12 protein-coding genes are annotated in these 12,374 nt (G+C 62.6%); 11 read left to right on the forward strand and 1 reads right to left on the reverse strand.

The annotated features are described in order from the left end of the window. The first annotated feature begins 17 nt into the window (after nucleotides 1-17). The 11 genes from ispC to BTM36_RS16605 all read left to right on the forward strand — a co-directional run bounded on the left by ispC (nucleotide 18) and on the right by BTM36_RS16605 (nucleotide 11,473). Complete coding sequence (ispC, locus tag BTM36_RS16555) at nucleotides 18-1,190, forward strand: 1-deoxy-D-xylulose-5-phosphate reductoisomerase (protein WP_077237121.1); 1,173 nt, start codon at nucleotides 18-20, stop codon at nucleotides 1,188-1,190. Next, complete coding sequence (gene rseP, locus BTM36_RS16560) at nucleotides 1,187-2,560, forward strand: RIP metalloprotease RseP (protein WP_077237122.1); 1,374 nt, start codon at nucleotides 1,187-1,189, stop codon at nucleotides 2,558-2,560. Before ispC ends, rseP begins: the two co-directional genes overlap by 4 nt. Before the next feature lie 188 nt (nucleotides 2,561-2,748). After that, nucleotides 2,749-5,130: an outer membrane protein assembly factor BamA gene (gene bamA / locus BTM36_RS16565; protein ID WP_006462534.1), complete on the forward strand. Its 2,382-nt coding sequence runs from the start codon at nucleotides 2,749-2,751 to the stop codon at nucleotides 5,128-5,130. A gap of 45 nt (nucleotides 5,131-5,175) precedes the next feature. Continuing rightward, nucleotides 5,176-5,685: an OmpH family outer membrane protein gene (locus BTM36_RS16570; RefSeq protein WP_233207591.1), complete on the forward strand. Its 510-nt coding sequence runs from the start codon at nucleotides 5,176-5,178 to the stop codon at nucleotides 5,683-5,685. Nucleotides 5,686-5,813: 128 nt separating this feature from the next. Beyond that, complete coding sequence (gene lpxD, locus BTM36_RS16575) at nucleotides 5,814-6,902, forward strand: UDP-3-O-(3-hydroxymyristoyl)glucosamine N-acyltransferase (protein ID WP_077237123.1); 1,089 nt, start codon at nucleotides 5,814-5,816, stop codon at nucleotides 6,900-6,902. Then, complete coding sequence (fabZ, locus tag BTM36_RS16580) at nucleotides 6,895-7,359, forward strand: 3-hydroxyacyl-ACP dehydratase FabZ (protein WP_006462531.1); 465 nt, start codon at nucleotides 6,895-6,897, stop codon at nucleotides 7,357-7,359. Before lpxD ends, fabZ begins: the two co-directional genes overlap by 8 nt. Nucleotides 7,360-7,490: 131 nt before the next feature. Further along, nucleotides 7,491-8,279 carry an acyl-ACP--UDP-N-acetylglucosamine O-acyltransferase gene (gene lpxA / locus BTM36_RS16585; RefSeq protein WP_006462530.1) on the forward strand — a complete coding sequence of 263 codons (789 nt, stop codon included), beginning with the start codon at nucleotides 7,491-7,493 and terminating at the stop codon, nucleotides 8,277-8,279. Continuing rightward, nucleotides 8,263-9,438, forward strand: coding sequence for a lipid-A-disaccharide synthase (gene lpxB, locus BTM36_RS16590; protein WP_077237124.1), 1,176 nt, complete (start codon nucleotides 8,263-8,265; stop codon nucleotides 9,436-9,438). The genes lpxA and lpxB overlap by 17 nt, the downstream gene beginning before the upstream one ends. A 46-nt stretch (nucleotides 9,439-9,484) precedes the next feature. Continuing rightward, on the forward strand, nucleotides 9,485-10,132 hold the full coding sequence (gene rnhB / locus BTM36_RS16595) for a ribonuclease HII (protein ID WP_077237125.1): 648 nt from the start codon (nucleotides 9,485-9,487) through the stop codon (nucleotides 10,130-10,132). A gap of 9 nt (nucleotides 10,133-10,141) precedes the next feature. Then, nucleotides 10,142-10,933 carry an RNA methyltransferase gene (locus BTM36_RS16600; RefSeq protein WP_077237126.1) on the forward strand — a complete coding sequence of 264 codons (792 nt, stop codon included), beginning with the start codon at nucleotides 10,142-10,144 and terminating at the stop codon, nucleotides 10,931-10,933. 9 nt (nucleotides 10,934-10,942) lie between these two features. Further along, nucleotides 10,943-11,473: a DUF6314 family protein gene (locus tag BTM36_RS16605; RefSeq protein ID WP_077237127.1), complete on the forward strand. Its 531-nt coding sequence runs from the start codon at nucleotides 10,943-10,945 to the stop codon at nucleotides 11,471-11,473. Here BTM36_RS16605 and BTM36_RS16610 read toward each other — a convergent pair. Continuing rightward, nucleotides 11,454-12,308, reverse strand: coding sequence for a pyruvate, water dikinase regulatory protein (locus BTM36_RS16610; protein ID WP_006462525.1), 855 nt, complete (start codon nucleotides 12,306-12,308; stop codon nucleotides 11,454-11,456). The genes BTM36_RS16605 and BTM36_RS16610 overlap by 20 nt on opposite strands. Between the last annotated feature and the right edge of the window lie 66 nt (nucleotides 12,309-12,374).

Below are 12,374 nucleotides of genomic sequence, written 5' to 3' on the forward strand. Positions count from 1 at the left end.
TTCCTTCTGGAAATTCCATGCAGTCCATCAGCATTCTCGGTTCCACCGGCTCCATCGGCGTGTCCACGCTGGATGTGGTCGCCCGTCATCCGGACCGTTATCGCGTCCATGCCCTGAGCGCGCATGCGCGCGTGGCCGAACTGGCCGAGCAATGTCAGCGTTTTCGCCCGCAAGTAGCCGTGGTCGGTTCGGCCGAGGCGGCCGCCGAGTTGCAGAAGCTCTTGCGTGCAGCCGATCTGCAGACCGAAGTGGCCTATGGACCGCAGGCCCTGTGCGATATCGCCGCCGCCGATGGTTGCGACATGGTCATGGCCGCCATCGTGGGCGCTGCCGGCCTGGCATCGACGCTGGCCGCCGCCCGTGCCGGCAAGAAGATATTGCTGGCCAACAAGGAAGCCCTGGTCATCTCCGGCCAGTTGCTGATGGACACGGTGGCTGCCCATGGTGCAAGTCTGCTGCCCATCGATAGCGAGCACAACGCCATTTTCCAGTGCCTGCCGGCGGACTACAGCCGCTCGATGCCGGTGCATGGGGTCGAGAAGATCCTCCTGACCGCCTCTGGCGGGCCCTTCCTGAATCGCGATGTCAGCACGCTGGATCAGGTGACCGTGGAAGAAGCGGTAGCGCATCCCAAGTGGGTGATGGGGCGCAAGATCTCGGTGGATTCGGCCACCATGATGAACAAGGGCCTGGAAGTGATTGAGGCGCACTGGCTCTTTGGTGCGCCGGCCGACAAGATCGAGGTGGTGATCCACCCTCAAAGCGTGATCCATTCCATGGTGTCCTATGCCGACGGCTCGGTACTGGCGCAGTTGGGAAACCCCGACATGCGTACGCCGATTGCCAATGCGCTGGCCTATCCGGAGCGGATCGCCTCCGGCGTGGCCCCGCTGGACCTGGCGCAGATCGCGCAGCTGTCCTTCTCGGCGCCCGATTATCGGCGCTTTCCCTGCCTGAAACTGGCGTATGATGCCCTGCGAGCCGGTGGCACACTGGCGGCCATCCTCAATGCCGCCAACGAAGTTGCCGTGCAGGCCTTCCTGGACCGCCGCATCGGCTTCGGGAAGATCGCTCCCCTGATCCAAGAGGTCATGTCCGCCATCCCCAACCGCCAAGCCGACGATATCGCCGCCTTGCTGGAGCAGGACCGGCAGGCACGCACCCACGCCGAGGCCCTGATTTCACGATGACACTGCTGCATACCCTGATCGCTTTCTTCGTCGCCCTGGGCAGCCTGGTGGTGGTGCACGAGCTGGGCCATTACCTGGTCGCCCGCTGGTGTGGGGTCAAGGTACTGCGTTTCTCGGTGGGTATGGGGCGGGTGATCTGGTCGCGACGTTTCGGGCGTGATCAGACCGAGTGGGCGCTGTCGATCCTGCCGCTGGGCGGTTACGTCAAGATGCTCGATGCCCGGGAGCAACCACTGGAAGACATTCCCGAAGCCGATCTCAAACGTGAATTCACCCGGCAGTCGGTATGGCGCCGCATCGCCATCGTGGCGGCGGGGCCGATTGCCAATTTCCTGCTGGCCATCGTCCTGTTCGCCGGGCTCTACATGCATGGCGTACCCGAGCCGGTGCCGGTGCTGCGCGCCGCGGCCGAGCAAAGTGCGGCCTACCAGGCCGGCCTGCGCGCCGGTGACCGCATCACCGCCATCAATGGCGCACCGGTGCAGGTCTGGTCGGAGGTGCGCTGGAAGTTGATGCAGCTGGTGCTGGAGAAGGCTGATGCCCGTGTGGATGTGGAGCGTCCCAATCCGAATGGCAGTGGCAAGCTGCTCAATAGCGTGACACTGCGTCTGGCCGGGATCGACAGCAATGAGCTGGAAGGTGATTTCCTGGGCAAGCTGGGCCTGGCCCTGGCGCGTCCGCCGGCCGTGCTGGGCAAGATCATGGACGGCCCGGCCAAGGCGGCCGGGCTGCAGAGCGGTGACCGCATCACTGCCATTGACGCCGTCCCGGTCCAGGATGGCCTGGCCTTTGTCGAAAAGGTCCGTGAGTCGGCCGGCAAGCCGCTGCTGCTGGAAGGCGTGCGCGGCGGCAACCGTTTTGAGGTACGCGTGACCCCGGAGGCGGTGGAAGAGGGCGACAGCGGCAAGCGCATCGGTCGCATCAAGGTGGAAGTACCGCTGGCACCGGAGATGGCCACCGTCAGTGATGGCCCGCTGACGGCCTTGGCCAAGGGCGCACAGCGTACCTGGGATACCAGTGCGATGACCGTCAAGATGATCGGCAAGATGATCGTCGGCCAGGTTTCGCTGAAGAACATCACCGGCCCCATCACCATCGCCGACTACGCCGGGCAGACCGCCCGCGTGGGTCTGGTCAGCTATCTGAGCTTCCTGGCCTTCATCAGCATCAGCCTCGGCGTGATGAATCTCTTGCCAATCCCGGTTCTAGATGGCGGTCATTTGCTGTATTATGCGCTGGAGATTTTGACAGGACGGCCCGTTTCCGAACGGTTTGGGGAAATCGCGCAGCGTGCCGGCCTGGGTTTACTGATGGCGCTGATGCTCGTTGCCGCATTCAACGATATCGTGCGGCTGATGTTCCAAGGATGAATCCGGCCTGATGCCGGCCCCGGCGATACCAGCGGCGGGGCGGCGCGAAAGACCGGATTTTTTACATTTGCCGGCTAAGCCCGATGGCAGTTGTTAAGCAATTGGCAATGGATCTGGGATCCGTTTTCAATTCCTTACCAGCATCTTGTCAGGCAGTGTCACGGCGAAAAACTGTTGATGAACGATAGATGAAATTACACCCTGCGCAACATCCCATCCCGACCTTCTCCCGTCGCCTGATCGCCGCAGCCGCCTTTGCCCTGTGCTCCAGCCAGGCCATGGCGGTGACGCCCTTCGTGGTCAAGGATATCCGCGTCGAAGGCATCCAGCGTACCGAGGCCGGCACGGTCTTCAGCTACCTGCCGGTGCGCGTGGGCGACACGTTCAACGATGAAAAGGCCACTGCCGCCATCAAGGCGCTGTATGCCACCGGCTTCTTCCGCGATGTGCGCATCGAGGCCGAAGGCGACGTGCTGGTGGTGCAGGTGGTCGAACGTCCGGCCATCGCCAGCGTCGATTTCTCCGGCATCAAGGAGTTCGACAAGGAACAGCTGACCAAGGCGCTCAAGGAAATCGGCGTGGCCGAGTCGCGCATCTTCGACCGCTCCCAGGTCGATCGTGCCGAGCAGGAATTAAAGCGCCAGTACCTGTCGCGCGGCCTGTACGGCGCCAAGGTGTCCACCACCGTCACCCCGGTCGAGCGTAATCGCGTGGCGATTACCTTCTCGGTGGACGAAGGTGAAGTTTCCCGCATCAAGCAGATCAATTTCGTCGGCAACAAGGTGTTCTCCGACAGCACCCTGCGTGACCAGATCAAGCTGACCACCCCTGGCTGGTTCACCTGGTACACCAAGGCCGACCAGTATTCCAAGGAAAAGCTGCAGGGCGACATCGAGACCCTGCGCTCGTACTACCTGGATCGCGGCTATCTGGAAATGCAGGTCGAATCGACCCAGGTGTCGATCACGCCCGACAAGAAAGACATCTACATCACCGTCAACATCAAGGAAGGCGAGAAGTACACCGTCTCCGGCGTCAAGCTTGAAGGCGAGATGTTCGGCATGGAGCCGGAACTGTCCAAGCTGGTGCAGTTGAAACCGGGCGACGTCTATTCCGGCGCCAAGCTCACCGACAGCACCAAGAAGATCGGCGAGCGCCTGGGCAACTTCGGCTATGCCTTCGCCAACGTCAACGCCAACCCCAATGTCGATCGCGAAAAGAAGGAAGTCGCCTTCACCATCATGGTCGACCCGGGCAAGCGCGTCTACGTGCGTCACGTCAACATCGCCGGCAACACCAAGACCCGCGATGAGGTGATCCGCCGCGAATTCCGCCAGTTCGAGGATTCCTGGTACGACGGCGAAAAGATCAAGCTCTCGCGCGACCGCGTCGACCGTCTGGGCTACTTCAAGGAAGTCACCGTCGATACGCCCGAAGTGCCGGGTACCAGCGACCAGGTGGACCTCAACATGAAGGTCGAGGAAAAGCCGACCGGCAACATCATGGTCGGCGCCGGCTTCTCGCAGTCCGACAAGCTCAGCCTGACCGGCTCGATCTCGCAGGAAAACGCCTTCGGTAGCGGTAATACCGTCGGGATCGACATCAACACCAGCTCGCGTTATCGCACGATCTCGCTGTCGACCACCAATCCGTATTTCACCGATGACGGCATCAGCCGCACCTATGAAATCTACCTGCGCACGATCCGTCCCTCGGTCTATACGACCGGTGACTATCGCGTCAAGACGCTGGGTGGCAGCATCAAGTTCGGCGTGCCGTTCTCGGAACTGGATCGCGTCTTCTTCGGTATCGGCGTGGAAAACACCAACGTCAGCACCGACAGCACCAGCCCCTCGCTGTACCGCCAGTATGTGCGCGACTTCGGCGGCGCCGGCGCTGCGGGTTGCGATGTGACCGACGTCTCCTCGGGGGCAACGTGCGGTATCGGCAGCGCCCGTACCACCAGCATCCCGCTGACGGTGGCGTGGCAGCGTGATGGCCGCGACTCGGCACTGGTTCCGACTTCCGGCCGCTATCAGCGCGCCAACCTGGAAGTTTCGTACCTTGGTACCCTGAAGTACTACCGTGCGAGCTATCAGCACCAGTACTTCCAGCCTTTCTTCAGCAAGGCCGTGACCCTGGCCCTGAATGGCGAAGTCGACTACGGCCGCGGCATCGGCAGCAAGCCCTATCCGGTGTTCAAGAACTACTATGCCGGCGGTATCGGCACCGTGCGCGGCTACGAAGCGTCTTCGCTGGGTTCGCTGAAGGACCAGTACGGCGACTCCATGGGTGGCGCCTCGCGTCTGTACGGCAACGCCGAGTTGCAGTTCCCGTTCCCGGGTTCGGGCCAGGACCGTACGCTGCGCTGGTTCACCTTCTTTGACGGCGGCAACGTCTTCGCTGACGGCCAGAACATCAAGCTGAACGACCTGCGTTATTCGGCCGGCGTGGGTATCAGCTGGGTGTCACCGATTGGCCCTCTGAAGCTCAGCTTCGGTAAGCCATTGAACCTGAAGACGGGTGACAAGTCTCAAACCTTCCAGTTCCAACTGGGTACCGGCTTCTAAAGCGGTCATCATTGATTCGTAATACGGAGAGTAATCTTGAAGTTCATGACCAAATCGTTCCTGTCCCTGCAGACCATCGTGATGGCTGCCTGCCTGTTGAGCTTTGCCCCTGCCCATGCGCAGGAGAGCTCGAAAATCGCCTTCGTCAGCACCGAGCGCATCTTCCGCGAAGCCGCTCCGGCCAAGGCTGCCCAAGCCAAGCTGGAAGCCGAATTCGCCAAGCGCGACCGTGAGCTGCAAGACATGGCCGCCCGTCTGAAGGCCCAGTCCGACAAGCTGGACAAGGACGCCGCCGTGCTGTCCGATTCCGACCGCGCCAAGCGTCAGCGTGACCTGTCCGATCTGGACAAGGAATTCCAGCGCAAGCAACGCGAGTTCCGCGAAGACCTGAACCAGCGCCGCAACGAAGAACTGGCGGTTGTGCTGGAGCGTACCAACAAGGTGATCCGCCAGATCGCCGATGCCGAGAAGTATGACATCGTGTTCCAGGAAGCCGTCTACGCCAGCAAGCGTATCGACATCACCGACAAGGTGCTCAAGGAACTGGCCAAGTAATTGCATCACCGCCGTGCGGGCGCGGGGCAGCATCGCCCCGGCGCCCGCATGTCGCTTCAGGGGCCGCCATGCAGGCGGCTTTCGTTTTATCGTCATTCCAGGCAACGCCTGTCATTCGGAAAGCCAAGATGAGTATTCGACTGGAGCAATTGGTCGAGCGCTTGGGCGGGCAGTTGAAGGGTGATGCGAACATCGCAGTCCAGGGCATCGCGCCCTTGGATGCCGCAGGTTCCAGCCACATCACCTTCCTCTCCAATCCCAAATTCCGCGCACAAGCCGACCAGACCCAGGCCGCGGCGCTGATCCTGTCCGAGGCCGACGACGCCCAGGTACAGGCTTATGCCGGTGCCCGCATCGTCACCCGTAATCCCTACGCCTATTTCGCCCGTGCTGCGCAGATGTTCCAGGCCCTGGCCGAGGTGCTGCCTCCGGCCGGCATCCACCCCAGCGCCGTGGTCGACCCCGCTGCCAGCGTGGCAGCGGATGCGGTGATCGGTCCGCTGGTGGTGATCGAAGCCGGCGCCGTCATCGGCCCGCGTGCCCGCATCGATGCCGGCAGTTTCATCGGGCACCACGCCAGCGTTGGCGAGGATACCCATTTCCACGCCCGTGCCACCTTGCACTACGGCTGCGAAATCGGCGCCCGTGGCATCGTCCATTCCGGCGCCGTGATTGGAGCGGATGGCTTTGGTTTCGCCAATGAGGCGGGCCAGTGGATCAAGATTCCCCAGGTGGGCCGCGTGATGATCGGCGACGACGTCGAAATCGGCGCCAATACCACCATCGACCGTGGTGCGCTGGCCGACACCGTGATCGAGGAGGGCGTCAAGCTCGACAACCAGATCCAGATCGCCCACAACTGCCACATCGGCGCGCATACCGCCATTGCTGCCTGTGCAGGCATCGCCGGCAGCGCCCGCATCGGCAAGTATTGCTCCATCGGTGGCGCAGCCATGATCCATGGTCACATCACCATCGTGGACAAGGTCCACGTCTCGGCCGGCACCCTGGCCCTGCGTTCCATCCTGGAGCCAGGCCAGTACACCGGCTTCTATCCCATCACCGAACACCGCGACTGGGAAAAATCGGCGGCATTAGTGCGCAATCTGGGCACGATGCGTGAGAAAATCCGGGCGTTGGAAAAATCGCTCAAAACGTTGACACAAGAACAAGCGGGCCAAGCCCCGCTTTCAGAGAATCAAGAAGAGAATGAATAGCCTCGACATCAATCAAATCAAACAGTACCTGCCGCACCGTTACCCGCTGCTGCTGGTCGATCGCGTGCTGAACTGGGAGAGCGGCAAGACCATCACCGCGATCAAGAACGTGACCGTGAATGAAGAATTCTTCAATGGCCACTTCCCGCACAAGCCGGTGATGCCGGGCGTGCTGATGATCGAGGCACTGGCCCAGACGGCTGCACTGCTGTCCTTCCTGACCGAAGGCCGCAAGCCGGACGAAAACACCGTGGTCTATTTCGTGGGCATCGACAATGCACGCTTCAAGCGTCCGGTGGAGCCGGGCGACCAGTTGAAGATGGAAGTCGAGATCACCCGTCGCGCGCGCGGCATCTGGAAGTACCGCGCAGTGGCCACCGTCGATGGTCAGGTGGCAGTCGAAGGCGACCTCATGTGCACCATGCGCAGCGCCGCCGACGCCAGCCAGAGCGCCTGACCCGGCCGGCCTGACGACAGGCTGCAAGGCAGGCCCGGCGGCGATCGGCAAGGTCGCGCCGGGCCTGATTCATTGTGCATGTTGCGCATCTGCAATGTGTACATCCAGCGAACCCAAGCGAAGCACAGGATATGTCCAAGATCCATCCAAGCGCAGTGATTGCCCCCGGAGCACAGATCGACGAGTCGGTCGAGATCGGCGCCTATGCCGTCATCGGCCCTGATGTGCGCATCGGTGCCGGTACCCGCATCGGTCCGCACGTGGTCATCGAAGGCCACACCAGCATCGGTCGGGACAACGAGATTTTCCAGTTCGCCTCCATCGGTGCGGCGCCGCAGGACAAGAAGTATGCCGGCGAGCCTACCACCGTCGAGATCGGTGACCGCAACACCATCCGCGAATTCGTCACCTTCAACCGTGGCACCGTCCAGGATGCCGGTGCCACCCGCATCGGCAACGACAACTGGATCATGGCCTACGTCCACCTGGCCCATGATTGCCAGCTGGGCAACAACATCATCCTGGCCAACAATGCCACGCTGGCCGGGCACGTGCACCTGGGCGATTACGTCTTCCTGGGCGGTTTCACCACCGTGCACCAGTTCTGCCACATCGGCGCGCATGCCATGACGGCCTTCACCGCCGCAGTCAGCCAGGACGTGCCGCCCTTCGTGACGGCTGCCGGCAACCGCGCCGTCCCCGCCGGCATCAATAGCGAAGGCCTCAAGCGTCGTGGCTTCAGCAGCGAGCAGATCATGGAGATCAAGCGCGCCTACAAGCTGATCTATCGTGCCAACCTGCCGCTGGAGCAGGCCAAGCAGGAACTGGCGCAGATGGAAGCCAAGTCCGCCGATGCTGCCCAGTACATCCGCATGTTGCGCGAGTTCATCGAGGCTTCGGCCCGTGGCATCATCCGCTGACATCACGCGGCGCCAGTCGATTGCGCTGGTCGCCGGGGAGAGTTCAGGCGACCTGCTCGGCAGCCGCCTGCTGGCCGGCGTGCGTGAACGCCTGCCGCAGGCGCGTCTGCATGGTATCGGCGGCGAGCACATGGCCGCGCAAGGCTTTACCAGCCACTGGCCGATGGACAAGCTGACCGTGCGTGGCCTGTTCGAGGTGATTCCGCGCTATCGCGAGATCAAGGGCATCCAGGAAGCGCTGCGCGACAAGCTGCTGGCCGACCGGCCGGACGCCTTCGTCGGCGTCGATTACCCGGGATTCAACCTGGGCCTGGAAGAACAGCTCAAGAAGGCCGGTATCCCGACCATCCATTTCATCGGGCCGCAGATCTGGGCCTGGCGAGGCTGGCGCATCAAGAAGATCCAGCGTGCGGTATCGCACATGCTGGTCATCTTCCCCTTCGAGGAAAGCATCTACCGCAAGGCCGGCGTGCCGGTGACCTATGTCGGCCATCCGCTGGCCGAGGTGATTCCGCTGCAACCGGATACCGCCGGCGCCCGCCAGCGACTGGGTCTGACCGGTCCCGGCCGGGTGGTGGCCATCCTGCCGGGCAGCCGCATGAGCGAGCTCAAGCAGAATGGTGAAGGCTTCCTGGCGGCGGCGCGCCTGCTCAGGCAGCGTGACCCACAATTGCAGTTCGCCACCCCGATGGCCGGCGATCACCAGATGGCATTCTTCCAGGAACAGATTCGCCAGGGGGGCTATGAAGACCTGGACATCCAGATCATCCGTGGCCAGTCGCACAGCGCCATGGAAGCCTCGGATGCGGTGCTGGTAGCCTCCGGTACGGCCTCGCTGGAAGTGGCGCTGTACAAGAAGCCGATGGTGATCTCCTACAAGGTCAACTGGGCCTCTTACCAGATCATGCGTCACATGGCCTACCAGCCCTGGGTCGGGCTGCCCAATATCCTGGCCCGGGACTTCCTGGTGCCGGAACTGCTGCAGCATCAGGCGACCCCGACCGCGCTGGCCGACGCCATGTGGCATCAGCTGGAAGACCACGCGCACCAGCAGCGCCTGCTGCGGCGCTTTGCCGACATGCACCATGCGCTGCTGCGCGATACCAGCCGCGAGAGTGCCAATGCCGTGTGCGAGGTCATCGGCAGCCGACGCCGCTGACCTTGGCAGCGACGGTCCGTTATCAAGTTTGAAGAAGGAAATTCCCATGCCCAAGCTGGCGCCGCAGACAATGGCATTGTTCGACGACCACACCGGAGAGATCATCTGCGGCGTTGACGAGGCGGGCCGTGGGCCGCTGGCCGGTCCGGTGTTCGCCGCCGCCGTGATCCTTGATCCGGCGCGCCCGGTCAAGGGCCTGCGCGACTCCAAGAAACTCAGCGAAGCCGCCCGCGATGGGTTGGCGCTGGAGATCAAGGAATGCGCGCTGGCCTGGTCCATCGCCTCCTGCACCGAGCAGGAAATCGACGAACTCAACATCCTGCAGGCCAGCATGCTGGCCATGCGACGCGCGGTGGAAGCACTCTCCACCTTGCCCACGCTGGCGCTGATCGACGGCAATCGCTGCCCGGTGATGAGCATCCGCTCCGAAGCCATCATCAAGGGGGATGACAAGGTGCCCTCGATCTCGGCCGCCTCCATCCTGGCCAAGACCGCGCGCGATGCCGCACTGATGGTCTTGCACGACGCCTATCCGCATTACGGCTTTGACCGTCACAAGGGTTATCCAACCCCCTTGCATCTGGAGATGCTGCGCCTGCACGGCGTGTCGCCGGTGCACCGCCGCTCCTACGCTCCGGTCAAGGCCCTGCTGTCGGGCCAGGTCGTATCAGGCCCGGCCGTCATGCTGGCGTAGGGAGGGCGCATGAAACTGATTACTTCGAAAGACAATCCGCTCTTCAAGGATCTGAAGCAGCTGGCCTCCAGCAGCCAGGCGCGCCGCCGTGCCGGCCAGAGCCTGCTGGACGGCGTGCACCTGGCCCAGGCCTGGCTGCAGTATCGCGGCGCGCCACAGCTTTGCGTAGTCGCAGAGGGCGCCCAGTACCATCCCGAGGTCGCGCCCATCCTCGCCCGTAGTGAAGCGCTGGGTGCCCAGTGCCTGGTGCTGGCCGACAAGCTGTATGACGCCATCAGCACCGTCGAGAACGGCGTCGGGCTGTTCCTGCTGGTGGTGACCCCACAGGCGGTCGCGCCCCAATCGCTGCGGGATTCGGCAGTATTGCTGGATGGTCTGCAAGACCCCGGCAACCTGGGTTCCATCTTGCGCAGCGCCGCCGCGGCCGGGGTGAAGCAGGTGTTCTGTTCCCCCGGCACGGCGGCAGCCTGGTCGCCCAAGGTCTTTCGCGCCGGCATGGGCGCGCATTTCGTGCTGGATATCTTCGAGAATGTGGACCTGGTCGCCTTGTGCGCAGCCAGCCGCATTCCGTTGCTGGCCACGAGCTCGCACGCCGCGCAGACCATCTACGATTGCGACCTCTCCGGCCCTGTGGCCTGGTTGCTGGGGCATGAAGGGCAGGGCGTCTCGCCGGCCTTGCAGGAGGCCGCAACGCAAGAAGTGGTGATCCCGCATCTGGGGCAGATGGAGTCGCTCAACGTGGCCGCTGCGGCGGCCGTTTGCCTGTTCGAACAACTGCGTCAGCGCACGCTGGGGCGCTGAGAGGGCATCATGGCGACGACGGCGGTCACGACGGCGTTTCCTCCCCCGGACCTGGCCGCCCTGGCGGCCTACTTCCTTGGGCAATGGCAGTTCGATCGCACCATCTGGGAAGGTAGCGAGACACCGCAGGCTACGGCCGTCGGCTCCTTCGATTTCATTTCGGGCGAAGTGCCGGGCCAGTTGCTCTACCGCGAACGTGGCCAACTGCGCATGCTGGCAGGGGCACTGGGGCGCCCCATCCTGTTTTCCCGTCTCTTCGATTACCGTTTCGGCGCCGACCGGGTCGCGGTGCTGTTCGCCGACGGCGAGCGCGTCGGCCAGCCTTATCAGTCTTATTTGCTGCGTGGAAATATGCTGGTTCCGGCCGCCGACCACCTCTGCGGCCCGGATTGCTACAACGCCGCCTACACCCTCGATACTGAAGTTTCCTTCACCATGGAAACCTTCATCAGCGGCCCCAAAAAGCGCACCCGCGTGCTGACCGTGGCCCGTCGCTGCAGGCCCGAGGTCGGGCCTGAGTTCAGCGCGTCTCCAGCTTGATTTCCTGCAGGATAGTGGCAGCGATTTCCTCGATGGACTTGGTGGTGGAGGACATCCAGCGGATGCCTTCGCGCCGCATCATCTTCTCGGCTTCATTGATTTCATAGCGGCAATTTTCCAGCGCGGCGTACTTGCTGCCCGGGCGGCGCTCATTGCGCACTTCCGAGAGGCGTTCAGGAGCGATGGTCAGGCCAAAGATCTTTTTCTTGTGCATCACCAGGCCGCTGGGCAGCTTTTCGCGCTCGAAGTCTTCTGGAATCAAGGGGTAGTTGGCGCACTTGATGCCGAACTGCATGGCCAGATACAGGCTGGTCGGGGTCTTGCCGGAGCGCGAGACGCCCACAAGGATCACGTCGGCTTCCGAGAGGTTCTTGTTGGACTGGCCGTCATCATGCGCCAGGGAGAAATTGATGGCCTCGATGCGATTGCGGTATTCCTCGGAATCGGTGGTGTTGTGGCTGCGACCGATGGTGTGGGTGGACTTCATCTCCAGCTCCTGCTCCAGCGGCTCCACGAACGTCTGGAACAGGTCCATGTGCATGGCCTTTGCGCGGCGGATCACCGAGGACAGCTCCGACTTGACCAGGGTGGAAAAGACGATCGGCAGCTTGCCGTCGACCTGATAGGCCTCGTTGATCTTGCGGGTGGCGTCGTGGGCCTTGTCCAGGGTATCGATGAAGGGCAGGCGGATCTGCTTGAAACGCAACTCGAACTGGCTCAGCACGGAATGCCCGAAGGTTTCTGCGGTGATCCCGGTGCCGTCGGAAACAAAGAAAACGGTGCGGTTGGCGGCCAGGACGGGCGAAGGATGCGGGATCGGCATGGGGTCGAGCATGGTCTGATTATCTTGTCTTTTGGAAAATTGAAAAAAAGTATGGTGCTACGAACAAAAATGATTTCA

This window comes from Herbaspirillum sp. VT-16-41 (genome assembly GCF_001994935.1).
Taxonomy (GTDB): domain Bacteria; phylum Pseudomonadota; class Gammaproteobacteria; order Burkholderiales; family Burkholderiaceae_D; genus Herbaspirillum; species Herbaspirillum frisingense.